The organism is Pedobacter sp. MC2016-05 (genome assembly GCF_026239735.1).
GTDB lineage: Bacteria > Bacteroidota > Bacteroidia > Sphingobacteriales > Sphingobacteriaceae > Pedobacter.
The window spans coordinates 61,204-86,219 of record NZ_JAPIVT010000017.1; the positions used below are offsets into that span (position 1 = coordinate 61,204).

Annotated in this window: 24 protein-coding genes and 1 riboswitch; of the genes, 13 read left to right on the forward strand and 11 right to left on the reverse strand. The window is 37.5% G+C overall.

Annotated elements, in window-relative coordinates:
- Nucleotides 1–69: 69 nt before the first annotated feature.
- Nucleotides 70–1,251: a formimidoylglutamase gene (locus tag OQZ33_RS18585; protein ID WP_265800782.1), complete on the reverse strand. Its 1,182-nt coding sequence runs from the start codon at nucleotides 1,249–1,251 to the stop codon at nucleotides 70–72.
- 71 nt (nucleotides 1,252–1,322) lie between these two features.
- On the opposite strand from OQZ33_RS18585, the gene OQZ33_RS18590 reads away from it, so the two are divergent.
- Nucleotides 1,323–2,285 carry an NAD-dependent epimerase/dehydratase family protein gene (locus OQZ33_RS18590; RefSeq protein WP_265800784.1) on the forward strand — a complete coding sequence of 321 codons (963 nt, stop codon included), beginning with the start codon at nucleotides 1,323–1,325 and terminating at the stop codon, nucleotides 2,283–2,285.
- The gene (locus OQZ33_RS18595; RefSeq protein ID WP_265800786.1) at nucleotides 2,285–3,586 is read left to right on the forward strand and encodes an HAD-IB family phosphatase; all 1,302 of its coding nucleotides are present in this window, start codon (nucleotides 2,285–2,287) and stop codon (nucleotides 3,584–3,586) included. Before OQZ33_RS18590 ends, OQZ33_RS18595 begins: the two co-directional genes overlap by 1 nt.
- A gap of 76 nt (nucleotides 3,587–3,662) precedes the next feature.
- Here the strand turns inward: OQZ33_RS18595 and OQZ33_RS18600 are convergent, their stop codons facing one another.
- Complete coding sequence (locus OQZ33_RS18600) at nucleotides 3,663–4,952, reverse strand: voltage-gated chloride channel family protein (RefSeq protein ID WP_265800787.1); 1,290 nt, start codon at nucleotides 4,950–4,952, stop codon at nucleotides 3,663–3,665.
- Nucleotides 4,953–4,969: 17 nt separating this feature from the next.
- Nucleotides 4,970–5,031, reverse strand: a riboswitch (Fluoride riboswitch).
- Between the two features lie 63 nt (nucleotides 5,032–5,094).
- Here OQZ33_RS18600 and OQZ33_RS18605 point away from each other — a divergent pair.
- Together OQZ33_RS18605 and OQZ33_RS18610 are read left to right on the forward strand one after the other, a co-directional pair.
- Nucleotides 5,095–6,060, forward strand: a complete 966-nt coding sequence (locus OQZ33_RS18605; RefSeq protein ID WP_265800788.1) for a tryptophan 2,3-dioxygenase family protein — start codon at nucleotides 5,095–5,097, stop codon at nucleotides 6,058–6,060.
- 146 nt (nucleotides 6,061–6,206) lie between these two features.
- On the forward strand, nucleotides 6,207–7,271 hold the full coding sequence (locus tag OQZ33_RS18610) for a branched-chain amino acid aminotransferase (RefSeq protein WP_265800789.1): 1,065 nt from the start codon (nucleotides 6,207–6,209) through the stop codon (nucleotides 7,269–7,271).
- Between the two features lie 91 nt (nucleotides 7,272–7,362).
- Here the strand turns inward: OQZ33_RS18610 and OQZ33_RS18615 are convergent, their stop codons facing one another.
- The 5 genes from OQZ33_RS18615 to OQZ33_RS18640 form a co-directional block, all read right to left on the reverse strand.
- Nucleotides 7,363–7,827, reverse strand: coding sequence for a DUF4920 domain-containing protein (locus OQZ33_RS18615; RefSeq protein ID WP_265800790.1), 465 nt, complete (start codon nucleotides 7,825–7,827; stop codon nucleotides 7,363–7,365).
- A gap of 340 nt (nucleotides 7,828–8,167) precedes the next feature.
- A complete protein-coding gene (gene radA, locus OQZ33_RS18620; protein WP_265800792.1) occupies nucleotides 8,168–9,544 on the reverse strand; it encodes a DNA repair protein RadA in 1,377 nt (458 codons plus the stop codon).
- Between the two features lie 115 nt (nucleotides 9,545–9,659).
- A complete protein-coding gene (locus tag OQZ33_RS18625) occupies nucleotides 9,660–11,210 on the reverse strand; it encodes an Rne/Rng family ribonuclease (RefSeq protein ID WP_265800794.1) in 1,551 nt (516 codons plus the stop codon).
- A 284-nt stretch (nucleotides 11,211–11,494) separates the two neighbouring features.
- On the reverse strand, nucleotides 11,495–12,373 hold the full coding sequence (locus OQZ33_RS18635) for a tetratricopeptide repeat protein (RefSeq protein ID WP_265800795.1): 879 nt from the start codon (nucleotides 12,371–12,373) through the stop codon (nucleotides 11,495–11,497).
- A gap of 10 nt (nucleotides 12,374–12,383) precedes the next feature.
- Nucleotides 12,384–12,686: an HU family DNA-binding protein gene (locus tag OQZ33_RS18640; RefSeq protein ID WP_010601128.1), complete on the reverse strand. Its 303-nt coding sequence runs from the start codon at nucleotides 12,684–12,686 to the stop codon at nucleotides 12,384–12,386.
- A 167-nt stretch (nucleotides 12,687–12,853) separates the two neighbouring features.
- Between OQZ33_RS18640 and mutY the strand changes: the two genes are divergently transcribed.
- The 3 genes from mutY to OQZ33_RS18655 all read left to right on the forward strand — a co-directional run bounded on the left by mutY (nucleotide 12,854) and on the right by OQZ33_RS18655 (nucleotide 15,494).
- The gene (gene mutY / locus OQZ33_RS18645) at nucleotides 12,854–13,897 is read left to right on the forward strand and encodes an A/G-specific adenine glycosylase (RefSeq protein ID WP_265800798.1); all 1,044 of its coding nucleotides are present in this window, start codon (nucleotides 12,854–12,856) and stop codon (nucleotides 13,895–13,897) included.
- Nucleotides 13,898–13,968: 71 nt separating this feature from the next.
- Nucleotides 13,969–14,406, forward strand: coding sequence for a single-stranded DNA-binding protein (locus OQZ33_RS18650; protein ID WP_265800799.1), 438 nt, complete (start codon nucleotides 13,969–13,971; stop codon nucleotides 14,404–14,406).
- An 8-nt stretch (nucleotides 14,407–14,414) separates the two neighbouring features.
- Entirely contained in the window at nucleotides 14,415–15,494 is a 1,080-nt protein-coding gene (locus OQZ33_RS18655) for a hypothetical protein (RefSeq protein WP_265800800.1), read from the forward strand.
- 34 nt (nucleotides 15,495–15,528) lie between these two features.
- Here the strand turns inward: OQZ33_RS18655 and glmS are convergent, their stop codons facing one another.
- From glmS to OQZ33_RS18670, 3 genes are all read right to left on the reverse strand, one after another.
- Nucleotides 15,529–17,367 carry a glutamine--fructose-6-phosphate transaminase (isomerizing) gene (gene glmS / locus OQZ33_RS18660; protein WP_265800801.1) on the reverse strand — a complete coding sequence of 613 codons (1,839 nt, stop codon included), beginning with the start codon at nucleotides 17,365–17,367 and terminating at the stop codon, nucleotides 15,529–15,531.
- 133 nt (nucleotides 17,368–17,500) lie between these two features.
- Nucleotides 17,501–18,901: a DUF4270 domain-containing protein gene (locus OQZ33_RS18665; RefSeq protein WP_265800802.1), complete on the reverse strand. Its 1,401-nt coding sequence runs from the start codon at nucleotides 18,899–18,901 to the stop codon at nucleotides 17,501–17,503.
- A gap of 21 nt (nucleotides 18,902–18,922) precedes the next feature.
- Nucleotides 18,923–19,747, reverse strand: coding sequence for a glycogen/starch synthase (locus tag OQZ33_RS18670; RefSeq protein ID WP_265800803.1), 825 nt, complete (start codon nucleotides 19,745–19,747; stop codon nucleotides 18,923–18,925).
- Nucleotides 19,748–19,896: 149 nt separating this feature from the next.
- On the opposite strand from OQZ33_RS18670, the gene panC reads away from it, so the two are divergent.
- The 4 genes from panC to OQZ33_RS18690 all read left to right on the forward strand — a co-directional run bounded on the left by panC (nucleotide 19,897) and on the right by OQZ33_RS18690 (nucleotide 23,568).
- Entirely contained in the window at nucleotides 19,897–20,742 is an 846-nt protein-coding gene (gene panC, locus OQZ33_RS18675) for a pantoate--beta-alanine ligase (RefSeq protein ID WP_265800804.1), read from the forward strand.
- A 151-nt stretch (nucleotides 20,743–20,893) separates the two neighbouring features.
- On the forward strand, nucleotides 20,894–21,244 hold the full coding sequence (gene panD, locus OQZ33_RS18680) for an aspartate 1-decarboxylase (RefSeq protein WP_056851131.1): 351 nt from the start codon (nucleotides 20,894–20,896) through the stop codon (nucleotides 21,242–21,244).
- A 4-nt stretch (nucleotides 21,245–21,248) separates the two neighbouring features.
- On the forward strand, nucleotides 21,249–22,232 hold the full coding sequence (locus tag OQZ33_RS18685; RefSeq protein ID WP_265800806.1) for a lysylphosphatidylglycerol synthase transmembrane domain-containing protein: 984 nt from the start codon (nucleotides 21,249–21,251) through the stop codon (nucleotides 22,230–22,232).
- A gap of 196 nt (nucleotides 22,233–22,428) precedes the next feature.
- Entirely contained in the window at nucleotides 22,429–23,568 is a 1,140-nt protein-coding gene (locus OQZ33_RS18690) for an acyl-CoA dehydrogenase (protein WP_265800807.1), read from the forward strand.
- A gap of 66 nt (nucleotides 23,569–23,634) precedes the next feature.
- On the opposite strand, the gene OQZ33_RS18695 is transcribed toward OQZ33_RS18690, so the two are convergent.
- Entirely contained in the window at nucleotides 23,635–23,979 is a 345-nt protein-coding gene (locus tag OQZ33_RS18695; protein WP_265800808.1) for a phage holin family protein, read from the reverse strand.
- Nucleotides 23,980–23,996: 17 nt separating this feature from the next.
- Here OQZ33_RS18695 and OQZ33_RS18700 point away from each other — a divergent pair, with 17 nt between their 5' ends.
- Together OQZ33_RS18700 and rimP are read left to right on the forward strand one after the other, a co-directional pair.
- A complete protein-coding gene (locus OQZ33_RS18700) occupies nucleotides 23,997–24,428 on the forward strand; it encodes a hypothetical protein (RefSeq protein ID WP_265800809.1) in 432 nt (143 codons plus the stop codon).
- Between the two features lie 121 nt (nucleotides 24,429–24,549).
- On the forward strand, nucleotides 24,550–25,014 hold the full coding sequence (rimP, locus tag OQZ33_RS18705) for a ribosome assembly cofactor RimP (protein ID WP_265800811.1): 465 nt from the start codon (nucleotides 24,550–24,552) through the stop codon (nucleotides 25,012–25,014).
- Nucleotides 25,015–25,016: the final 2 nt, after the last annotated feature.

A 25,016-nucleotide genomic window follows, 5' to 3' on the forward strand; every position in this document is an offset into this window, starting at 1 on the left:
GAACGCAACTACCTGTGTAAAATTATGGTAGCGCTTGAATGTTTGAAATTCTACAGTTTACCTATTGGATTATGACAACTTCTGAAAAGTACGCCACCACAAATCTGGCATTTCTCCGCTTACTGCAGTCTGGTAATCATCGTAACGACAAGGTACGAGGTGATAACGTTCGTTTTTCGATTGGCCTGAAGGATATGGCACCTGCATCCACCAGCGATCTGATTTTTTGCTTTTCACGAAAACCATTTCGCCTGAACCATCTTTTAAACTGGTTCTGTAAATCATAAATTGTGATTTTGGTGTAAGCGGGAAATCCTTTTTACGGGCATAAAAACCATCTACAAAATACCAGATCATCTGCGCCAGTAAAAACGCGGTCTGCCCGTTATTATCGTATGCCGGGTTAAATTCGTAGAAACCAATTGAAGTCAATTTATCGTTCATGCCGGCATATCGGGCAATTCTGCAGGCTTCTTCACCGTCGAAACCATTAGGTGTAGTGTTTGCATTCGCTGCAGCATCTGCCGATCGGATCGCGCCCAGATCAAAACTGATCATGTTCGCATTGCGGATAATCGGCTCTGTCAACGTGATGTCCTGAGCAAATTCTCCAAGGCGGTGAACATCAAAATAAAGCTTATCCATCACACTAAGGCTTTCCTGATTCACAAAATAAGTTTGGTACCCAATGTTGCTGTAATTGAAAAGATAATTGGGTTGATGAAGAAAGATTTTATTCAAATAACAGTCTGATCTTGTTTCTATTCCAGGGGTATCATCGTCCCCAATATCAAATTGATTATCGATAATTACCAGATCCACTTTTTGCTCCAAATCTTCATAGCCTAAATATTGGGCATAGGTTAAATCCTGGCCTCCTCCGATAATAATCGGGATAATGTCTTTTTTGATCAAATCAGACACCACCATTTTGATAGCAATGTAGGTATCGGCAACCGTTGCGCCGTGCTTAATATTTCCTAAATCAACAATCCTAGTGCTGAAAGCGCCTTCGTTAAGCTTGTAAAATTTTTCCCTGAAATAATCAGGTGCTAGCGCACACCCTTCATTATCTACGGCGCCTCTTCCATCTAATACACCAATAATGGCCAAATCGTAAGTGTTCTCTTCAAAATCAGGAAACGATTCGGTATAAATGTGTGCTTTCAAACCCAGCTGGCTCGTTAAAAATCCTTGCTTTGGTATAAAACTATCGGGGTTTATTGGGGAAAAGAAATCCGTTAATGACATATATTTAAAACTCTCGGCTCAAATATCTATTTTTGAATGCGTATTTCCACATATAGCTCGAAAAAAATAAAATGATACTGGTAACCGGAGGAACGGGATTTTTAGGGTCTGAATTATTAAAACAGTTAACCGATAAGGGTTTAACCGTAAGAGCGCTGAAACGTGAAAATTCAAAAATTCCGGCTATAATTAAAGACAATTCTTTAATTGAATGGGTTTTGGGCGATATTAATGAACCAGCTGACCTGGAAGAAGCCTTTGAAAAAGTAACTCATGTTTATCACTGTGCGGCTTTTGTATCTTTAAGCGCTAAACATAAAAAACAATTGTTCCATGTCAATATCGATGGAACATCAAACATTGTAAATCTCTGTGCCGAAAATAATTGCAGGCTTTTACATGTGAGCTCAGTTGCTGCTTTAGGAATAGCAAAAAGAGGAAATAAAATTTCTGAAAAAGACTTTTGGGAATATGATTCAAAAGCACATGCTTATGGATTATCGAAGTATGAAAGTGAGATGGAAGTGTGGCGTGGAATTAATGAAGGGCTCGATGCCGTAATTGTAAACCCCTCGGTTATTATTGGGAAAAATGCAGGTTTCGAGGGGAGCGGAGCCATCTTCAAATTAGTAAAGGACGGATTTCCTTTCTATACAACTGGTGCTTCTGGTTTTGTAGATGTAGAAGATGTAGTGAAAGCGATGATTTTGTTAATGGACGCTGAAGTTTCAGGAGAGCGCTATATTTTATCATCTGAAGATATTCATTACAAAGATTTATTTACACAGATAGCAATAGGTTTTGGAGTTGAGCCGCCAACAAAAGAAGCAAAAGCATGGATGCTTGGTATAGCCTGGAGAGCATTGAAATTCACATCCTTATTTACCAGAAATGAACCATCAATAACTAAAGACACTGCTAAAAGTAGTATCACTTTAAGCTATTACCATAATAAAAAAGTGATTGAGCAAACCGGGATCGTTTTTAAACCGCTTGCTCAAAGTATAAATGAAATTACCCAACACTTAAAATAATGCCCAAACAAAAAGCGTATTACATTATCGATTTCGACAGCACCTTTACTCAGGTAGAAGCACTTGATGAACTCGCTAGAATCTCTTTGAAGAACCACCCAGACAAAGAGGCGATTTTCCAGAAGATTGAGGACTACACCAATTTAGCCATGGAAGGCAAGCTTTCATTTTCAGAAAGTTTAGCGCAACGGGTTAAATTGCTGGAGGCAAATGAAGATCATTTGAAACAACTGATCAAACATTTAAAAAAGAAAGTTTCTACCTCATTTTCGCGTAACGCAGAATTTTTCAAGAAACATGCTGATGATGTTTTAATCGTTTCTGGCGGTTTTAAAGAATTTATTACGCCGGTGGTGAGCCAGTATCACATTAAAAAAGAAAATATTTATGCCAATACTTTTGTGACCACTGGCGATGGAAAAATTATAGATTATGATCACGCGAACCCTTTAAGTGAAGAAGGTGGGAAAGTAAAGTTATTGCAGCATTTAAAATTAGAAGGGGAACTTTTCGGTATTGGCGATGGATATTCAGATTTTCAGCTGCGGGAAAGTGGGCTGATCAATAAGTTTTTCGCTTTTACAGAAAATATTGCCCGTGAAAGCATTGTTGCTAAAGCCGATCACGTAACACCAAGTTTTGACGAATTCCTCTATGTGAATGATTTGCCAAGAGCAATTTCTTACCCCAAAAACAGGATTCTTTGTTTAGTTATTGGCGATGTTGATCCATTAACGCTTTCCATACTGAAGAATGACGGCTTGTCCATCAGGCATAAAACTTCTTTCGAAGAAAAATATGTAAAAGATGTCGGCATTATCGTTTTAGCAGATGGTGAAAAGATTGATAAAGAGCAACTAAAAAATGCAGCGAAACTTAAAACGATTGGTTATTTAGGGAGCGCAAAAAATAAAATCGACTTTGATGTTTGCACTAAACAAGGAATTGTAGTATTCGATGATCCGAAAAACAATCCCCGTAATATTGATTTTGTTCCAAAACGAGTAGCTGATTTTATGAATACCGGCGCTACCTATTTGAGTGCCAATTTCCCGAATTTGCAGTTGCCGAAAATCGATAAATCGCACAGGTTAATTCATATCCATAAAAACGTTCCAGGCATTATGGCCAAAATAAATACCGTGTTCGCCAAACATGATATCAACATTGTAAGCCAGTTTTTAATGACAAACCCCGAAATTGGATATGCAATTACCGATATCAATGCTGAATACGATAAACAATTATTCAAATCACTAAAAAAGATTGAGCACACTATAAAATTTAGGGTCTTGTATTAGCTCAAGGTTTTGACCATTATCAATGGGTTTAAGTTTTGACAACTTGCTAGGACTTAAGAAAGAACGTTGTCAAAGCTTACCTCAAAAACTGATGTCTCTTTAATAACAAATGTTTTGGGCTACCAATAGCTTGCGAACGATAGATCCCAGTATGCCCGGAAAATAGATAGGCCGCCACGCAAGCAAGAGCAATGTACATTCCAGATGCTACACCAAACAATTCTACGCCCATAAAAATACAAGCCAATGGCGTATTTGCTGCGCCAGAGAAGACGGCTACAAAACCTATTCCAGCCAATAATCCGATAGGTAAGGGAATAAAAACACTCAAGAAACTACCCAATGTTGCGCCAATAAAAAACAAGGGGGTTACTTCTCCACCTTTAAATCCACAACCTAATGTTAATGCCGTTAAAAAAAGTTTAATGGCAAACGTATAATAAGGCTCCTGTTGGGTAAATGTTTCAGAAATTACAGGAATTCCTAATCCTATATATCTTGTTGTACCCAAGAAATAGATAATCACAATTAAAATCATCCCACCAAATACTGGCCTTAAAGGCGGATACTTTATTTTACTGAACAAGTTAGAAAAACCATGGTTCAAGGCGGAGAAAGATCTGGCCACTAAGCCAAAAACAATTCCAGCACCCAACGATAGTAACAAATTAATGGCATCCATTTGTGGCACAATACCAATGGAATAATGGGTGTGGCCAACGCCCCAAACTTTGCATGCGTAATCGGCAATTATAGCTGTTAAAAACGAAGGCAAAATTGCAGTGTACACTAAACTACCAACCACGAAAACCTCTAGGCCGAAAATTGCACCTGCTAATGGCGTCCCGAATACCGACGCAAAGCCAGCACTAATTCCGCAGATGAGAATAATTTTTCTGTCGCGTGGCTTTAACTTAAATAGCTTGGTAAACTGATCGGCAAAAGCACCTCCAATTTGTACAGCAGTTCCTTCTCTTCCTGCCGATCCTCCAAATAAATGAGTAATGATCGTTCCTGCAAAAATTAATGGTGCCATAATTAATGGAATTACCTTTTTGGGTGATTGTAATTCTTCAATTAAAAGATTGTTTCCTTTAACTACATCCTTGCCCCAATAATGATATGCTAAGCCAATTAAAAAACCTGCAACTGGTAAAAATGAAATGATCCAAAGGTGGCTTTCTCTGTAATTTGTTGCCCAATTTAAGGTTACTAAAAATAGGGCAGATGCAGAGCCAACTATTGCACCAATTAGCGCTGCTATTAAAAGCCATTTTAAAGTGCTCAATAATACTACTCCTAAATCCTTTTTAATAAAGGAATTGATAGACAGAAGGAATCCTTCTGTTGGTTTTTTAACAGGCATTAGAATTCAATTTAAATAAAATTGTAGGAGTCATCAGCCTGTTTGGCGGTTTTGGCGGTACCCCATCGCCATTGTTCAAATGTATAAATTTTAGCAATTTCTTCCAAAATCTTTAACACCTTTGTAAAGCTAACTTCAAATAATGGATTTTACACCCGAAATAAAAGATAAACTTCATCAGCTACAAGAAAAATATACAGCCATGGGGCAGGATATGGCTTCTTACCTGGATGGGTTGCTCTATGCCGATTTTCTCACCTACTGGGATTATATCCATTTGGATACGCTGCTAAGTTTACAAAGTCCAAAAACGCCGTTTCCTGATGAAGAGATTTTCATCATTTACCACCAAATTACTGAGCTATATTTTAAGCTGGCGTTGCATGAATGCAGGCAAATAGCCGAAAAAGAGAATTTAACTGTCGAATTTTTTACTGCTCGTGTAAAAAGAATTAATGCTTATTTTAATGCATTAACAACTTCTTTCGAAGTGATGGTGGATGGAATGGAGAAAGAACAATTTTTGAAATTCAGAATGTCTTTATTGCCCGCTAGCGGTTTTCAATCCGGGCAATATCGAATGATTGAGATATGCGCAACAGATTTTATTCGTTTGGTTGATAAAAGTAAACGCGAAGCGTTAAGCACCGCTACTATCGAAGAACAGTTTGAACATATTTATTGGAAGTTTGGTGCTACAGAGTTATCATCTGGTAAACAAACTTTAACATTAAAGCAATTTATTAAAAAATATGCCGCTCAGTTTTTACAGCTGGCTAAAGATAGATCAGTTACAAATTTCTCGGCTTTATATCATCAGCTGGCAGCAAAGGGTGTTGATGTTTCTGCGCTTGCAGAAGAATTGCAGAAGCTCGATTTATATGTCAATGTCGAGTGGCCATTGTCGCACTATAAATCAGCAGTGCGTTATTTAGAAAAAGATCCGATTGATGTAGCCGCAACCGGCGGTACCAACTGGCAGAAATATTTGCCTCCGCGTTTTCAGAAACGAATTTTTTACCCTTTTTTATGGAGTGATGAACAAATGGGAGAATGGGGAAAAGGCTGGGTGCTTAGTGTACTCAAAACACTCAAAAACAAACATTAATATCAGAAAACACTATTAAAAAAGCTCGTTTTTTGCTAATTTGCGTCAATTAGAAAATGATAGATGGATTGAGTGATAGAGTGAGTGAATTTGCGATCCGCAAATCAATCGATCATTCAAAATTCTCTCATCCCAAAATTTAAATTATGACCGAGACACTAGATATAAAAATCACAAAGGCTGATCAAACTCGTTTGACAGTTACAGATTTTTCTCAATTACCATTCGGTAAAGTTTTTACCGACCACATGTTTACCGCCGATTACGAAGATGGCGAATGGAAAAATTTACAAATTATTCCTTACGGACCTATTCCAATGAGTCCGGCAATTTCAGCCCTTCATTATGGTCAGGCTATTTTCGAAGGTTTAAAAGCTTATCGCCAACCTGACGGGAAGATTAGTGTTTTCAGAGCGGACAAAAACTTTGAGCGTTTTAATAAATCTGCAGCGAGGATGTCTATGGCTACTATTCCTGAAGAAATTTTTATGCAAGGATTAGCCGCTTTGATTAATGTTGATGAGAAATGGGTACCCGACCAGGAAGATTATGCACTTTATATTCGTCCGGTTATGTTTGCTACAGATCCTTATTTAGGCGTTAGAGCATCAGATACTTACAAATTTGCTTTATTAACAACGCCTACCGGCCCTTATTATAGTTCTGCTTTAAAAGTTAAAATTGAGACAGAATTTACCCGTGCTGATGAAGGTGGAGTTGGGTTTGCAAAAACCGCCGGAAATTACGCCCGATCACTTTATCCTTTTGAGCAAGCCAAAAAAGAAGGGTTTGATCAATTAATCTGGACAGATTCTGTAACTCACGAATATATTGAAGAAGCAGGCACTGCAAATCTAATCTTTGTAATCAATGGAAAGTTAGTTACACCTTCCATTCGTAGTACGGTATTAGATGGCGTTACCCGCGATACAATTATTAAATTGGCTAAGGATGCAGGCATTGAAGTTGAAGAACGTAGGGTTTCTGTTGCAGAAGTAATTGAAGGCATTACAAATGGCACGCTAACTGAAGCTTTTGCAGCAGGTACCGCGGCTACAGTTACTCATGTTGGCGTTATTGGTTACAAAGATGAAACCTACCAATTATCAGATCCATCAACAAGGCATATCTCTAATGGAATAGCTAAGAAGTTAAATGATATCAGATATGGCTTAGCGCCTGATGAATTTGGCTGGAACTGGGTGTTATAAGTCTAAATTAAGCATAAAAAAGCCTCGAGAATTTAAATTTTCGAGGCTTTTTTCAAGCTTGATTTTAATCTTTGATCCTTAATCTTTATTCTTATTTATCTAAGATCACAACACCTTTAGCCTCAAAAGCCAACTCCCTTTTAGGGTCAGTGATTTTAGCTACTTCTTCTGGTGATTTTTTAGCATCTTCAGCATAGTGACGTAGCGTTTCTACCGAAATGGTTTGCTTTTTAGCTATACCATCCAGAACCACGTTTTTGCCAACAATATCCATTGGCATGAAGAATGCATAATCTTTAAAGGTTACCCGCATCGGATCGCCGTTTGGCATTTGTAAAGTCATCCAACATCCTTTTTTCTTACAAACATCAACAACTTTACCTTCAATCTTCATGTCGATAGTTTTTTTGTCGCCCATGGCAGCTTCCATTTTAGCCGCAGGTTTCACGTCGCCAGGCTTAACTTCTTCGCCAAATTTCTGACCTATATATGCAGTTTGTGCAAAGCCGATTGCTGCAAATAAGCAGAAACCAAGACTTAAAATGATCTTTTTCATTATTTTAATTTTTAAGATTTGTTGCAGTTTCCTATCTGAACCAAAGTTATTTAAAATTTTTCTTAATAGCGAAAGCAAAAAAAAATCCTCGTTAGCTCCCAATAACGAGGAAAACCATCCCTATTGTTATAGATCACATCCCATGATATATAACATATTGCGTTAGGCAAATGTTAATGCAAAGTGCCTATGTATAAGTAGGTATTCTTTATTGTATTAATAATCATTTATTAATACATTTTAGGATGTCGTGCCAAAAAAATAGCAACTGTGGAAATGGGTAAACAACTCAACTATCTAAATAAATTTGTAGAAGATATTATCCAACATCCGCGCATATCTAACCGAATATCATTCCAAAAACTTCCTCAATTTTGCTTACCGCTTTAATTTCCAGGCTATATTTAGCAATGTCAATACCTTTTAAATTGTATTTAGAAATATAGATCGTTTCAAAGCCCAATTTATCTGCCTCTGCAATTCGTTGTTCTATTCTATTTACCGCCCTTATTTCTCCAGATAAACCTACCTCTGCAGCGAAGCAGTTTTTCGATGATATTGGAATATCCTGTTGTGATGAAATGATCGCGATTAAAACTGCTAAGTCGATTGCGGGATCTTCCACCCTAATTCCGCCAGCGATATTCAAGAATACATCTTGTGTACTTAGCCTAAAACCACAACGTTTTTCAAGTACTGCTAAGAGCATATTCATCCTTTTGGTATCAAAGCCAGTTGCAGATCTTTGCGGAGTTCCGTATGCGGCAGCACTCACCAGTGCTTGGGTCTCTATTAACATTGGTCTGGCACCTTCCAACATAGCAGATACAGCAATTCCACTAAGCTCCTCATCTCGTTGCGATAAAAGAATTTCTGATGGGTTGGAAACCTCTCTCAAACCGCTCCCTTGCATTTCGTAAATTCCAAGTTCGGCTGCGGCTCCAAAACGGTTTTTGATCGAACGTAAGATGCGGTAAACATGGTGTCTGTCGCCCTCAAATTGCAAAACAGTATCTACCATGTGTTCGAGTATTTTTGGGCCAGCAATGGCGCCATCTTTTGTAATGTGGCCAATTAAAAATACAGGAACCCCAGTTTCCTTCGCAAAGCGTAAAAGCTCTGCAGTACATTCTCTCACTTGCGATACACTTCCGGGAGTAGAATCGATGTGCGAAGAATGCAAAGTTTGGATGGAGTCTACCACTAAAATTTCTGGCTCCAAAATTTCTATTTGTTTAAAAATATTCTGGGTAGATGTTTCTGTCAGGATATAGCAATCAGCAGACGGACTTTCTTTAATTCTTTCTGCCCGCATTTTTATTTGTTGCTCACTTTCCTCTCCGGAAATGTAGAGTATTTTTTTGCCTTTAAGGTTCAATGCCAGTTGTAGCATTAATGTTGATTTCCCTATCCCTGGTTCTCCACCGATAAGCACTAATGAGCCTTCTACCAAACCACCGCCTAAAACGCGGTCAAGCTCCTTATCACCCGTTAAAATTCTTCTTTCAATAGATGATTCAATTTCATCCACCTTGCTGGGTTTACTTAATTTCCTGACGCTGGTTTCTGTTTTCCAGGTGGGTACTGATGATGCATTTTTTTCAATAACTTCTTCTACAAAGGTATTCCATTGGTTGCATGAGGGGCATTTACCCAACCATTTTGCCGATTCGTAGCCGCAGCTCTGACAGAAGAATGCTGTTTTAGTTTTTGCCAAGTGATTCTTGATTTTAGATTTACGAATTTAAGTGTTAAAGCTCGCAAAAGCTAAATCACTTTTAAACAAAAAAGCCTGAACGTTTAAAGTTCAGGCTTTGAGTAAATGTTTTGAGTTATAATTTTATCTCCTCATCTTTTGATGAGATAAAGTGAAATTCGTTTAGATAATACGATGATTGAGCTTTTACTTTGATCCATTGGCCATATTTAAAAAACCAACGTCGCTGTAAATTAAAAATCCCTTTGGTTATATAAGCCTCTATGTAAGGATGAACGCAAAGGGTTACGCCTTTTTCATTCTGTTCACGTAAAATATAATTCAGGTTATTTTCAATATCATCCATCAAAACGATACTGGCTTTAATTTCTCCTGTACCTCCACAGGCTGGACATTTTTCTACCGTAACAATATTCATCTCCGGACGAACACGTTGTCTGGTGATCTGAACCAAACCAAATTTACTTGGAGGTAAAATGGTGTGTTTCGCTCTATCCAATAACATCAGCTCACGCAAATAATCGAATAGCATTTTACGGTTTGTAGGCTTGTGCATATCGATAAAATCGATTACCACAATGCCGCCCATATCACGCAAGCGCAACTGACGAGCAATTTCTTTAGCCGCCTCTTTGTTTACCTGTAAAGCATTTTCCTCTTGGTTTTCTTTACTGGCAGTACGGTTTCCACTGTTCACATCTATGACGTGAAGTGCTTCGGTATGTTCTACAACTAAGTAGGCTCCACCCGGTAGGTTTACTGTTTTTCCGAAAGCATTTTTAATTTGCTTTTCTATCCCAAAGTGATCGAACATGGGTTCTTTTTGCTTATAAAGCTTCACGATTTTTTCCATTTCTGGAGAAATATCATGTACATAAGAACGGATATCGTCGAAAAGCTCAGGTGTGCTCACGTAAACATTCGTAAAATCAGGATTCAGAATATCACGAATCAACGTAGAAGATCTGTCCATTTCGCCCCAAACTCGCTTTGAGGGCTCTGTTGAAGGCAGCTTTTTAATGAAGTTTTCCCATTTAGCAATTAGATCTAAAAGATCTTTTTGCATTTCGGCAACTCCACGGCCTTCAGAGACGGTTCTGATGATTACCCCAAAATTTTGAGGCTTAATACTTTCAATAATCTTTTTTAAGCGATTACGTTCGGTATTACTTTTAATTTTTTTTGATACAGATATGGTATTGGAGAATGGCACCAGTACCACATACCTGCCGGCAATCGAAATGTCGGAACTCAAACGTGGACCTTTTGTAGAAATTGGCTCTTTTGCAATTTGTACCGGAAGGAGCATGTTTTTGGAAAGCACATCAGAAATCTTGCCTGCCTTGTTTATATCGGCTTCTAGCTTTAAATTATCTAATAATGTGCCTGTAACCGAGCCATTACGCTTGATCTTAGTTAGCTTAATTAAAGATTGCACCTGAGGGCCCAAATCGAAATAATGCAAAAAAGCATCTTTTTCATAACCAACATCTACGAAAGCAGCATTTAGTCCGGGCATAATTTTTTTTATGCGGCCTAAATAAATATCGCCTACGGCGTAGTTATTATTGATTTGTTCTTTGTGAAGCTCAACAAGTTGTTTGTCTTCAATCAACGCTATGGTAACTCCGGCAGGAGTCGAATTGATAATTAATTCTTTTACCAACAGCTACAGATTTAAGGCTTTCGCCTATTAACAAATGGATAGTAAACGTAAAAAAAACTTTGAAGTAGCCTTTTATCATGAGAAAAAAAAATCACATAAATACTTTAAACCTCACAGTTTACACTATGAGGCTTAAAAGGCTTAATCAAAATAAGAAACTATTTTTTCTTATGTCTGTTTTTTCTTAAACGTTTTTTACGTTTGTGGGTAGCCATTTTATGTCTTTTTCTTTTTTTACCGCTTGGCATAGTTTTAAGTTTTAAATGTTTTTATTAATCCGTTAATTAATTTTTATTCTTTAGTTCAGCCACTTTTTTATCAATGAACGATGATAAAGTTGGGTTAGCTGCTAATTTTTTGCTGTCTAAGTAAGCATCAACTGCTTCTTTGTTTCTGCCTAAATTTTCCAAGGCTGTGCCTAAGTAAAAGTAAGCTTCAGGTGTTGGTGATGTTGCAATAACTGTTTTGAAACGCGGTATCGCTTTATCAAATTGACCTGATTTAATAGAAAAGATTCCTAAGTTCATGTTAGCCTTAACATTTTTAGGCTCTTTAGCAACCACTTCAAGCAGCATTGCAATACCTTGCATTGGTGCGCCCAAACCGTTTACTATCGTAACACCTAAACCTGTTTTTGCCTCTATATTCGTAGAGTCTGTTTCTAATGCTTTTTTGTAAGATGTATTAGCCTTTTGCAATAATGCCGGTTGTGCCAAGCTATCCTGTGTACTTTCAAAAGCCTTTATAAATTGGTTTCCTGCAGCCAACCATGTTTTAGTTGATGGTTCGCCTTGCGCAACAACTTCTAAATAAAGTGCTGATGGTGTGATTTGCTCAACATCATCCCATTTCTGAGCCAGTTGTTTTGCAAAATCAAGTTTCTCTGTTCCCTTAGCGCCTTTATAACTATTTTCTAATGCGGTAATATCAGTAGCTAAATTTTTGTTTAGCACATTCTTTGCAGCGGTAGAAGAAGTTTCGATACTAAGTACAGATGAAGTAGGAGAACTTTCTGCTCCAGCCATCTGGCCGCTTGCAGGCATTTTTCCGTTCTCTTCAGTTGGTTTAACTAAACCTTTAATGTCTCTGGTAAATAAAAAAGCAACAAGCAATAAAACTGCTCCGATAATGATGATTTGTTTTGATCTTATGCTGCTATTCATAAATTAAGACTTAGGCTTCTACGCTAATTTTTTTAGAGTTGCTTTTCACTTTATCAACAAAAACTTTTGCTGGTTTAAAGCTAGGTACAAAATGTTCTGGGATAATTATTGCAGTGTTTTTAGAGATGTTTCTAGCAGTTTTTTGCGCTCTCTTTTTAACAACAAAGCTTCCGAAGCCTCTTACATAAACATTTTCACCGCCAATCATACTCGTTTTGATAACTTTGAAAAATGCCTCAACTGTTTCCTGTACATCAACCTTCTCAATTCCGGTTTTTGTTGATATTTCTGAAATAATATCTGCCTTAGTCATATTTACTTATTTATATATATTGTGTTTTATATTACTACTGTTTTGGGGTTGCAAAAGTATTGCTTTTTAATGAGATAGGGAAATAAAAGATGATTTTTTTATCAGTTAAGTTATCACTCGATTGCAAGTTTTTTTTTAAACCGATAATTAGACCGTAATTTGCAGTAATGACATTTCAAAATGAATTGATAAATTGGTATCAATCAAACAAAAGAGATTTGCCTTGGCGGCATACAAAAGATGCCTATACTATCTGGTTATCAGAGATTATACTACAGCAAACCCGTGTTGAACAAGGCTTACCGTATTTCAATAAATTCTTAGAAAACTTTCCAACTGTACAAGACTTTGCAGCTGCTACAGAAACAAAAGTTTTGAAGCTCTGGCAGGGATTAGGTTACTACTCCAGAGGGAGAAATATGCATGCAACTGCGCAAATTGTAGTCAATAATTTCAATGGAATCTTCCCAAGCCTGCATGATGAACTACTAAAGTTAAAGGGGATTGGTGAGTACACGGCTGCAGCAATTTCTTCATTTTCATCAGGAGAAGCTAGAGCTGTTGTTGATGGAAATGTGTTCAGGGTACTTGCCCGATATTTCGGAATCAGTACAGCAATTAATTCTCCGGCAGGAAAGAAGACGTTCTTTGCTTTGGCGAATGAATTGTTGTATCAGGGAGATCCTGCTTTGTACAACCAGGCGATTATGGAATTTGGGGCAATACAATGCAAGCCGAAATCTCCCAACTGTAACGTTTGCCCATTAAATCAAAGTTGCTATGCGCTGAAAAATAACCTGGTTAATGCCTTACCTGTTAAGATTAAAAAGGCAGCGCAAAAACATCGTTTTTTAGACTATTTTGTTTGCCAATCAGATGAGAAGGTTTTGATTAGGGAACGTCAGGCTGGTGATATCTGGCAGCATTTGTATGATTTTCCCAGCATTGACGTGGAGGAGCAGATCCCTTGGACAGACATTTCTTTTGAAGAAAAACTAAAATCTACATTTGGATCAGGAGCTGAGGTATCATTTATCGCTACGAAAAAACATATATTATCACACCAAATTATCCATTTACGTTTTTTTGCATTAAAAAATTATATATTTAACTTTAGTAAACAAAAGGAACTCTATTGGGTTTCCTTAAGTGAACTGGATGATCTGCCACAACCGAAAGTAATTCATGATTTTATAAAAGAATATCTTTAGGAGAAATAAAATGGAGTAACTTACCATTGGGGGGATTTCATTATTTATAAAAAAAACTAACCAAAATATTTATGTCTGGCATCAACAAAGTTATTTTAGTAGGCCACTTAGGCAAAGACCCGGAAGTACGTCATTTAGATGGCGGCGTAACTGTAGCCAGTTTTCCTTTAGCTACATCAGAAACCTATAACAAGGATGGAAAAAGAGTTGAACAAACCGAATGGCATAATATTGTATTGTGGCGTGGCCTTGCAGAGGTAGCATCAAAATATCTTCAAAAAGGAAAATTGGTTTATATTGAAGGCAAACTCAGAACACGTTCTTTTGAAGACAAAGAGAAGGTAAAGAAATATGTTACCGAAATTGTTGCGGAAAATTTCACGATGTTAGGTAGAAAAAGTGACTTTGAGCAAAGTCCTACTACCGCGGTGCCGCAAAGTACAGAGTCGAAGATTCAGGATGAGTTTACCATTGGCCCATCAGATGAAAATGGAGATTTACCTTTCTAAAGGTCTTTATGGGTAATAAAAACAAATTGGTACATCCACTTTTTGTATTATCAATTTCACTTTTAATTATCAACGATTTTTATCTTAAGTATATTTTTCACAATACCTTTACGGGGAAGCTATCAGATTTTGTTGGTCTGTTTGCTTTCCCATTTTTTTGGAGTGTTGTTTTTCCAGATAGGGCAAAACAAGTACATATTGGCACAGCAGTGCTTTTTTGTTTTTGGAAAGCGGAATGTGCACAGCCTGTAATTGATTTTATAAATTTATTCGGTTTTAAAACCTTTAGAACCGTAGATTACACAGACTATATTGCGTTAACAAGTGTACTTTTTTCTTACCTGTGTCTTAATCGGCCAGATCGATTTGAAGCTAAGGCCGTGCTATCGAAGGCATTGCTGTTCGCTTCTCTTTTTGGTTTTGTTGCAACAACTCAAAAGAGAGACGCGCCCAGCTATGAGGATGGTTTTAAATCAATTGATATCTATAATCAGGGAGATACAAAACTTATTGCCATTGTTGATTTTAGATATTCCAATGCAAGCATTATTCAGGATAGTAGCTTAAACAATGAGTTTAATTGTATTGATACCGTAATGCTACTCCCAGGTAGAAGCGAAAGATTTATTACGCCAATTATTCAAGTAGATAGTTTACAGTTTCCGGCAGGTTTTAAAATTACACTTACAGATAGTTTAGGGAAACAAATTAAAGCTTATGATAAAGAACTTTTTTTGAAGGAAGCCACGATAGGTTATAACGAAGAAAAAAGCACTGAGTTTTCCTCATCCTGGAGCCTTACAATTGGGAAGAAACCTTCTGAAAATTTGAAGCCCTTCAAAATATATGGCAGGTGGAAAACAGTATCATCTTCCAAAAATCAGCATACATTTGAAATTAGGGAAAAATATTATTATGATGTAGATCCAGATAGTGAACTAGCGAAATATGAAATTCGGGATAGTACGGTTATCATTACCTACCCTAAATTAAACCGGGAAGCGCGGATTTTACAGATCGACAATAGAGCCTTGACGATTAAATGGGATAATAAGAAGGTCTTGAAATATGAGAAACTTTATGATTAGACCTGCTCAATTTTCAAGAGCAGGTCTAATGATTTTATTCTACAGTAACTGATTTTGCCAGATTTCTTGGTTGATCTACATTACAACCTCTCATTACCGCAATATGATAGGATAATAGTTGTAAAGGTATAGTGGCCAATAATGGTAAGAAAGCTTCATTCGCATCAGGAATTTCGATGCAATAATCTGCCATTTTTTTCACTTCAGTATCACCTTCGGTTACGATTGCAATTACTTTTCCTTTCCTGGCTTTAACCTCCTGAATATTGCTGATTACCTTCTCGTATGATGAATTTTGTGTTGCAATAAACACTACCGGCATCTCCTCATCGATTAAAGCGATTGGGCCGTGCTTCATTTCGGCAGCAGGATAGCCTTCTGCGTGGATGTAAGAAATTTCTTTAAGCTTTAACGCACCTTCTAATGCAACTGGGAAACCACTTCCTCTACCTAAAAATAAACAATTTGTAGAGTCTTTTATTTTTTCCGCCACTTGTTTGATGATATCGTTAGACTCAAGGGCCTTTTGGATTTTCTCTGGAATATTATCAAGCTCGGTAAGCAGCTCGATCATTTTTGACGTGGTAATCGTGCCTCTTTGCTGCGCCATGTAAAAAGCCATCAATGTAAGTACAGTGACCTGGGCCGTAAAAGCTTTAGTTGATGCTACACCAATCTCTGGTCCGGCGTGAGTATACACACCAGCATGTGATAGTCTTGGAATTGAGGCACCGGCCACGTTGCAGATGCCAAATATAGTGGCTCCACGTTCTTTGGCCATTTCAATGGCAGCCATGGTATCTGCTGTTTCGCCAGATTGCGAAATGGCAATTACTACATCTTTCTCTGTGATGATTGGATTACGGTACCTAAATTCTGAAGCATATTCCACTTCAACAGGGATCCGGGCGTATTCTTCAATCAAATATTCCCCAACCAAACCAGCATGCCAAGAGGTACCACAGGCCACGATGATTATTCGGTCTATATTTTTTAATTTCTCGGCAAATTCTTTTATCCCGCCTAATTGAACTTTTCCTTCCTCCGGATAAATGCGGCCGCGCATACAATCTTTTATCGATCTAGGTTGCTCGTAAATTTCTTTTAGCATGAAATGGTCAAAGCCGCCTTTCTCAAGCATTTCTAGCTTAAGCTCTAACTCTTGAATAAGAGGTGTCTGAACAACATTATCCAATTGCTTAACTAAAAGATCATTTTTAGTGATCAATGCAATTTCATTGTCCTTTAGGTAGATCACATTTTTTGTATATTCTATGATTGGAGTAGCATCAGAGGCAATAAAATATTCACCCTTGCCAACGCCAATTACCATCGGGCTACCTTTTCTGGCTGCGATTAAGCGGTCTGGATTCTCTTTATCCATAATCACAATAGCGTAAGCTCCGCTAACCTGGTGTAGCGATAAACGAACAGCTTCCAATAGATCGATTTGTTCTATTTTTTGAATCTCCTCGATCAAATGAATCAAAACTTCTGTATCGGTATCACTTTTGAACTCATGCCCACGGCCTGTTAGTTCTTCTTTAAGTGTGGCGTAGTTTTCAATGATTCCATTATGGATGATTGAAAGTTTGCCATTATTCGAAGTATGCGGATGAGAATTTCGATCGGATGGTACACCATGGGTCGCCCATCTGGTATGCCCCATTCCTATTGAACCAGTACGATCTTGATCTTCAGCGAATTCTTCTAATATAGCAACCTTGCCAGCTTTTTTATAAATATGTTGTCCGCTTTGGTTCATAAGTGCGATACCCGCACTATCATAACCTCGGTATTCCAGTCTTTTTAAACCTTTAAGCACTATTGGCCAAGCTTCTCTATAGCCTATGTAGCCTACAATTCCACACATAATTTGAGTATAATAAATTGCACGAATATACTAAACAAACGTTTGTTTTGTATTGTAAACAAAAATTTACAGCGCAAAAAAAAAGCGCTGCAACCATTTATCATCGTTGCAGCGCTTTCAGAATGTTGAATTCTTAATTTATTTTGGTATAATAAATATTGAGTTTGATTTTGTTAGTGGCGTTTCCTGCAGATCCTATTACCGATCTGCCTGCCGATGTAACATCAGGCAAAACATAGGCATTTGTTGGTGATGCAGGTGTTATCAATGATGTTGGAGCCAAGAACGTACCATAATCAGTTAATTTTTTATCGATAAGATCTTGTACGTACGATGTTACAATAAATACATATCTATTCTTTAATGAATCAAAATATCCATCGAAATAAGGCCCAGTAATAGATGACCGGGGATCATTAGGATTATTATCTGGTAAAAATGTAGGCTGCTCGGCAATATCCCAACGATATAGTGAAAGTCGCTGTGCAGGTGCAAATGGATTGGCGAAAGTACCAGCGCTTAAATCAATAACCAGTTCTGCTTTATTTACCAGAGCCTTGCCATAAGTGTTGGTAAAGTTAGCGAGTGTCGGGAAAGAAATCTTCGTTTTTAAGCCCGCTAAACCTTGTAGGTAAGTAACGTTATACTGCGTATTTGCATTTGCTGGAAGCAATTGAGTAGCTACCTCGGTTCCGGTATAATCATGTTTGATATTCGCTGCGGCGTTAGTTGCTGCTAAAGGGAAATTTACCGATACCGTATCTTTGCCATTTGTGGTATTGGTTTTTTTATAAACCAATTGCAGATACGAACTTGTACTTGCAAAGTTTAAAAACGCTACGCCCCCAGAACCTGTAGTGTTCTGTTTGTTTACCTCAGCATATAATCCTTTGAAATAGTCAACAAACTTAGCTTCAGTAGATGTTGCAGCAGGAGCCAGGTTCAAGATGGTAGATTGTATAAAATCTTTATCCAGTTTAATCCTGATTTGTGCGGGTACAGTTTTCAACGTATCTGCTTTTCCGGCAACAATATCAAATACTTTGATCTTTGTTTTCGGGAAGATTTTACTGTTAAAATTGCCTAATAGTTGAGCATTATGCGCCTGCAGATCAGAACTCTTGTACTTGGTGATTTTATTCGTCAACTGATAAACATCAATACTATATTTGGTAGTTGCTGTATCTCCGTAAAACTGGCTTCCAAGGTTTAACACCAATATTGCAGAATCTAAAACAGGTGTTGTTCCAAAATCTTTACTCAGTACATCAGGAACAACAGTCATTGCAACACTAGACTCCGTTTTGCCGAAAATAGGATCAACCATGTATCCTAAGGGATAGCCCGTTAAGCCTGATGTGTTCACATCGCCTTCTTTAATAGTTTGCGATCTGATAGGTTCATTATTGACCAATGTTCCGGTAATAGCAGTACCTGGATCCACATCTAAACCCACACCATCAGGGTTTTTACACGATGCAAAAAGAAAAAGACCTATCAACAGGGTTAATAAGTCTTGTTTTGTAAATTTCATATTTAAATAATAATACCTTAATTAAGCAAGAGAAACCAATTCGTCATTTGAAATTTCTTCATAAAAATTATAGAAGTTTTCAAAATTCTCGGTTAAGTTAAAAGCTAATGTTGGCTTATTAGAATCTTTAACAAATTTTAACACAGCTGCATCTAAGTTTTCATCTGCTAATACTACTGCATCAGAGTGAGTTACCGCTCCAATGTGCATGCTATTACAATCAGAAGGTAAGAAAGCTTTTGTATCCTCTTCAGTCATGTTGGCCATTACCGCTTTCTTGGCGAAAGAAGCGTTCAATTTTTCTTCAAACGAATCCTCATAAACTGAGTAAACAACTTTAGAATTTTTAAACGTTGGATCGTTTTTGTAAGTTGTTTTAATGTAAGCAGGAACTAAAGAACTCATCCAGCCATGGCAGTGAACGATATCTGGAGCCCAACCTAATTTTTTAACAGTTTCTAAAGCGCCTTTGCAAAAGAAAATGGTGCGTTCATCATTGTCGTCAAAGAATTTACCACTCGCATCTCTAAATACTTGTTTGCGTTGGAAATACTCTTCGTTGTCTAAGAAGTAAACCTGCATGCGTGCAGCTGGGATGGATGCTACTTTAATAATTAAGGGGTTATCGTTGTCATCAATAATGATGTTCATTCCCGATAAGCGGATTACTTCGTGTAAACGATTTCTTCTTTCGTTGATGTTACCGAACTTTGGCATCAAGATGCGGATTTCGAATCCTTTTTCTTGCATCGCCTGTGGTAATTGACGTGTGATTTCAGAAATTTTAGTAAGCTCGAGGAAAGGCGACATCTCGTTTGTAACAATCAGCAGCTTCGTTTTTGCCATCTCCATATTCTAAGAAAATATTAAGTTAAATAAAAGATAATGAGCTGCAAAGGTAAGCATAATAATACTATTTATCAATATAGGCAACCATTTGTTTGCTTTCGTTTAGATTATTTTACACCTTTACTGCTTTAACTTAGATTGTCCAATTGGAAATATTTAAAACCAAATCAGCGCTTAAGGCTTTCTTAAATCCTTTAAAAGCATCGGGTAAAAAAATAGCACTTGTACCTACAATGGGTGCTTTGCATAATGGCCATATTTCTTTAATTGATTTGGCCAAAGAAAGTGCCGATATTATTATCTGTAGCATTTTTGTAAACCCTACCCAATTTACTGATCCCAAGGATTTAGAGAAATACCCTCGCCCCATCGAACATGATTTAGCCATGTTGAACCAGGCGGGTTGCCATGGTGTTTTTATGCCTACTGTAGAAGAAATGTATCCGCAAGGTGCTGATGAAAATTGGCATATTGATTTAGGAAATGCAGAGTTTTTGTTAGAAGGTGCTTTTAGAAAAGGTCACTATCAAGGCGTAACTCAAATCGTGAAAAAACTTTTTGATGCAGTTGAACCAGATGTAGCCATGTTCGGTCAGAAAGATTTTCAACAAGTGCTCATGATCAAAAATATGGTGGCTTATTTTAATTTACCCATTATCCTGATCACTTGCCCAATTATTCGAGAAGAGGATGGTCTTGCCATGAGTAGCCGCAATATCCACTTAACTGCTATTGATCGTGAAAATTCTTTAGTGTTGAGTAAATCGCTCCAATTTGTGATCAATAATTTTGAAAAGCTTCCGTTAACGGAACTCGAAAATAGGGCCAAATTATTTTATCAAAACCTTAGTGGGATTGATTTAGATTATTTCACCATCGCGAATGGCAATACTTTGGAGCCGGCAAAATCGAAAAACGAATTGAACATTATTGCACTGGTGGCCGCTAAAGTGGGTTCAACAAGGTTAATCGATAACATGATAATCAGATAAGGGAACATGTATAAAGAAAGAGTAATATGGCGTCTCTATTACATTGAATGATATTCTTTTACTTTCTAATTTTAAATTCATTTTTGGATTCAAGGATTTGAAACTCCAGACGGATGACTGAAAACTCCAAACTGATTACTAACTTTGCCAAATGGTTATCACAATATTAAAATCGAAAATACACCGTGTTAAAGTAACGCAGGCCGAATTGAATTACGTGGGTAGTATTACGATTGACGAAGATTTAATGGATGCAGCGAATATTATTGCCAATGAAAAGGTGCAGATTGTAAATAATAATAACGGAGCCAGATTTGAAACATACGTAATAAAAGGCGAACGCGGTACTGGAACCATTTGCTTAAATGGCGCAACGGCTCGTTTGGCACAGTTAGGTGATGTACTAATTATCATGTCTTATGGCGCTCTCCCAATTGAAGAGGCTAAAAAATATAATCCGATACTTGTATTTCCTGATGATAATAACCATTTGCTAAAATAACTTTGTGACATTTGACCTAAAAACAGCGCTTAAGTACATCATCCTGTTTTTAATAGGAATGGGTGTTTTGTACTTAGCATTTCGAGGTCAGGATTTGGCTAGGATAGGGCTAGAAATTAAAAAAGCAAACTATTTTTGGGTAGTTACCTCTGCTATCTCTGTTTTAATAGCACATGTTTTAAGAGCATTGAGGTGGCAAATGCTCTACAAATCCATCCATTACAATGTTAGGTTTTGGAACACCTATCATGCTGTAATCATTGGTTATTTAGCTAATTTAGCCTTGCCTCGTTTCGGTGAAATCGGGCGTTGTTCGGTGATGCAGAAAGTGGAAATCGTGCCTATGTTTGCTTCAGTAGGCACAGTAATAACCGAGCGGCTTTTCGATGTACTCGTGCTTCTGCTCACCGCTGCTGCAATGGTGATGTTTCAATATGATCTGGTTTCCGGATTTTTGCACGATACCATCTACCTCAATCTTTTCTATAAAATTTCAAATATAGGTTTGCTTTGGCTGATCGGCATAGCCGTTTTACTGGTTGGTATAATTTTTATCTGCATTTATTTTCTTCGGCAAAAGTTTAGCAAAAAATTGCTGAGGGTTTTTGTAAATCTTCGTCAAGGCTTCGGTTCCTACAGGAAATTGAAGCAAAAAGGTTTGTTCCTGGTTTACACGCTTGGTATTTGGACGTTTTACTTATTGTCTATGTGTTTTGCATTTTCGGCTATTCCATCCACATCAGGCCTGCATTTTGACGCCGCCTTTACAGCGGTTGTATTTTCGGGTTTTGCCATGGCTGCACCTGTTCAGGGTGGAATTGGGGTTTTTCATTGGGTTGTTGCCCAGGCATTAATATTATACGGCGTATCATTTAAAGATGGCTTAGCTTATGCAACCATTATTCACTCTTCGCAGGTTCTACTTATTCTTTTTCTTGGAAGCATCAGTTTATTAATTGTTTTAAGTAAGGAAGCCAAAATCAAATAACTATTTGGGTGTTTTTACACGCTGTTTGATATATCTTTTCGGCTGTGCTTCAACTACGCTCAGCAGAACAGCCAAGAAGGATGCTGCTTAAAGAAAACCCCAGCGGATGTAAGTTGTTAAAAATATTACTATGCAGCCATAGTAATTCTGATTTGAAATGTTACATTTGTTTACTAACCTTTTATACATAAATGTTATGCATTTCGAATTAAGTGAAGAACAGTTAATGATCCAGCAGGCCGCCCGCGATTTTGCGCAGCAAGAATTGAAGCCTGGTGTAATCGAAAGAGATGAGCATCAAAAATTTCCTACCGAACAAGTTAAAAAACTGGGAGAACTTGGTTTTTTAGGGATGATGGTGAGTGAAAAATATAACGGAAGCGGACTTGATGCCATCTCCTATGTGTTGGTGATGGAAGAGCTTTCCAAGATTGATGCTTCTGCATCGGTGGTGGTTTCTGTAAACAATTCGTTGGTCTGTTACGGTTTGGAGGCTTATGCAAGTGAAGAACAAAAGGAAAAATATTTGAAGCCTTTGGCTACAGGAGAAAAAATCGGTGCTTTCTGTTTATCAGAGCCTGAGGCCGGATCTGATGCTACCTCTCAAAAAACAACTGCCGAAGATAAAGGCGACTATTATTTGTTAAACGGAACCAAAAACTGGATTACTAACGGTGGTACTGCATCAACATATCTGGTCATTGCGCAAACCCATCCCGAATTAAGACATAAAGGAATCAATGCTTTTATCGTAGAAAAAGGAATGGAGGGATTTACAATTGGTCCCAAGGAAAATAAACTCGGGATTCGGGGGTCTGATACCCATTCTTTAATGTTCAACGATGTTAAAGTGCCTAAAGAAAATAGGATAGGGGAAGATGGCTTCGGATTTAAGTTTGCAATGAAAACTTTGGAAGGCGGAAGGATTGGTATTGCTGCGCAAGCTTTAGGTATTGCGCAAGGTGCTTTTGAATTGGCTACTCAGTATTCAAAAGAACGTAAATCTTTCGGTAAGCCAATTTCCGAGCATCAAGCTATTGCTTTTAAATTAGCGGATATGGCGACGCAGATTGAAGCCGCCAGGTTATTGGTTTATAAGGCGGCGTGGTTAAAAGATCAAGGTTTGCCTTACACGCAGGCAGGTTCAATGGCGAAGTTATTTGCTTCTAAAGTGGCCATGGATGTAACCATTGAAGCGGTACAGGTTCATGGTGGTTACGGTTTCGTAAAAGAATATCACGTAGAACGTTTGATGCGTGATGCTAAAATTACCCAGATTTACGAAGGAACTTCAGAAATTCAGAAAATGGTGATTTCGAGGGAAGTGATTAGATAGTCCTCAGCCCAGAGTCTATAGTCCAGAGTCTAAATCGATTGAAGACTACAGACTCAGGCCTAAGTACTAATCTTTATCTCCTGCTATTGCGCCGAAAATAGCTTTAATTAAGGCAACAATAATAGCTAGGAAAGCAGCTGCCAGAAAACCCGATGTATTGAAAGAGGTCATCATATTATCTACCAAAAGAATCATCAAAACGGTAATGATGAAAGAGACTAAGCCCAAGGTTAAAAAGTTTATCGGGAAAGTCAGCAATCTTAAAATAAAACCGATAGTAGCATTTGCCAGGGCTATTAAAATTGCGGCAATAAGCGCACTTGTATAGCCAGATACCTCGACTCCAGGTACCAGTTTTGCGCCGATAAAAAAGGCTAATCCCATTAAAAGGATTTCGATAATTAATCTCATAATGTTTAATTTTGTGAATGTTTAAAAGCTTATTTAAATTTTTGGCTTCTGTTGTAATAACATCGTTTATTGTTTCATGTTCTGGTTCAAACAACAAACCATCAATTAAGTTTTCTAGTGATAGTACGTCAATTATAATTAAAAATTTTGATGAGTCGAGCCTGTTGCAGGTTAGAAATGCATATTTAAATGATGCCGATTCGAATAAGTTGGTATCTGTGTTCAAACAGGCTGGAGAATTGGATAGTTTACAAGATGATATTCTGGTTTCGGGGAAATTTAAATTCGCAGGAGACTCCATTGTTTTTTTGCCCGGTGAGCCTTTTACCGAAGGTAGCACCTACATCGTAGAGAGTTATATTGATGTGCAATTTGGCAATGCCGGGAAATTGATTACAGGCAAGGCAAATTATAATCTACAACCACAAAAAGAACTACTTAAGCGGTAAGAATCAGCAGAATAATTAAGGGCGATGTTTGATTTTACATATAATTTTCTTACATTTGCATCGTAATCGAAGAAAAGAGAAGGGGACCGTGTCCCCTTTTTCTATGAAATCAGGTTAAAATATGCAGGTAGAAAAGAGAGTTGCAGCCCTTGTAGAGGAAAAAATTGCAGATCGGCCAGAGCTTTTTCTGGTTGAGGTGAAAATGTTGCCAAACAATAAATTAATTATTCATGTTGATGGTGACGAAGGTATTAGCATACAGGATTGTGTAGCCATAAGCAGGCATGTTGGTTTTCATTTAGAAGAAGAAAACGTAATCGAGCAAGCTTATAATTTAGAAGTTTCTTCGCCGGGTGTTGGCGAGCCTTTGAAGTTAAATCGCCAATATGTTAAAAATATCGGACGCACTTTAAGTATTAAATTAAACGGTGGGCTTAAAAAAGAAGGAAAACTTTTATCGGTTACAGAAGATAACCTAATAATTGAAGAATCGGTTAAAGAAAAAGGGAAAAAAGCGGCTACCGTACAAACAGAAGTGCCGTTTAATGATATATTAGAAACAAGTGTGTTAATTTCATTTAAATAAAA

Excerpts from the sequence above, each read along its gene's own strand:
- OQZ33_RS18585 (WP_265800782.1), bottom strand. The coding sequence starts at position 1,251 with ATGTCATTAACGGATTTCTTTTCCCCAATAAACCCCGATAGTTTTATA.
- OQZ33_RS18590 (WP_265800784.1), top strand. The coding sequence starts at position 1,323 with ATGATACTGGTAACCGGAGGAACGGGATTTTTAGGGTCTGAATTATTA.
- OQZ33_RS18595 (WP_265800786.1), top strand. The coding sequence starts at position 2,285 with ATGCCCAAACAAAAAGCGTATTACATTATCGATTTCGACAGCACCTTT.
- OQZ33_RS18600 (WP_265800787.1), bottom strand. The coding sequence starts at position 4,952 with ATGCCTGTTAAAAAACCAACAGAAGGATTCCTTCTGTCTATCAATTCC.
- OQZ33_RS18605 (WP_265800788.1), top strand. The coding sequence starts at position 5,095 with ATGGATTTTACACCCGAAATAAAAGATAAACTTCATCAGCTACAAGAA.
- OQZ33_RS18610 (WP_265800789.1), top strand. The coding sequence starts at position 6,207 with ATGACCGAGACACTAGATATAAAAATCACAAAGGCTGATCAAACTCGT.
- OQZ33_RS18615 (WP_265800790.1), bottom strand. The coding sequence starts at position 7,827 with ATGAAAAAGATCATTTTAAGTCTTGGTTTCTGCTTATTTGCAGCAATC.
- OQZ33_RS18635 (WP_265800795.1), bottom strand. The coding sequence starts at position 12,373 with ATGAATAGCAGCATAAGATCAAAACAAATCATCATTATCGGAGCAGTT.
- OQZ33_RS18640 (WP_010601128.1), bottom strand. The coding sequence starts at position 12,686 with ATGACTAAGGCAGATATTATTTCAGAAATATCAACAAAAACCGGAATT.
- mutY (WP_265800798.1), top strand. The coding sequence starts at position 12,854 with ATGACATTTCAAAATGAATTGATAAATTGGTATCAATCAAACAAAAGA.
- OQZ33_RS18650 (WP_265800799.1), top strand. The coding sequence starts at position 13,969 with ATGTCTGGCATCAACAAAGTTATTTTAGTAGGCCACTTAGGCAAAGAC.
- OQZ33_RS18655 (WP_265800800.1), top strand. The coding sequence starts at position 14,415 with ATGGGTAATAAAAACAAATTGGTACATCCACTTTTTGTATTATCAATT.
- glmS (WP_265800801.1), bottom strand. The coding sequence starts at position 17,367 with ATGTGTGGAATTGTAGGCTACATAGGCTATAGAGAAGCTTGGCCAATA.
- OQZ33_RS18665 (WP_265800802.1), bottom strand. The coding sequence starts at position 18,901 with ATGAAATTTACAAAACAAGACTTATTAACCCTGTTGATAGGTCTTTTT.
- OQZ33_RS18670 (WP_265800803.1), bottom strand. The coding sequence starts at position 19,747 with ATGGCAAAAACGAAGCTGCTGATTGTTACAAACGAGATGTCGCCTTTC.
- panD (WP_056851131.1), top strand. The coding sequence starts at position 20,894 with ATGGTTATCACAATATTAAAATCGAAAATACACCGTGTTAAAGTAACG.
- OQZ33_RS18690 (WP_265800807.1), top strand. The coding sequence starts at position 22,429 with ATGCATTTCGAATTAAGTGAAGAACAGTTAATGATCCAGCAGGCCGCC.
- OQZ33_RS18695 (WP_265800808.1), bottom strand. The coding sequence starts at position 23,979 with ATGAGATTAATTATCGAAATCCTTTTAATGGGATTAGCCTTTTTTATC.
- OQZ33_RS18700 (WP_265800809.1), top strand. The coding sequence starts at position 23,997 with ATGTTTAAAAGCTTATTTAAATTTTTGGCTTCTGTTGTAATAACATCG.
- rimP (WP_265800811.1), top strand. The coding sequence starts at position 24,550 with ATGCAGGTAGAAAAGAGAGTTGCAGCCCTTGTAGAGGAAAAAATTGCA.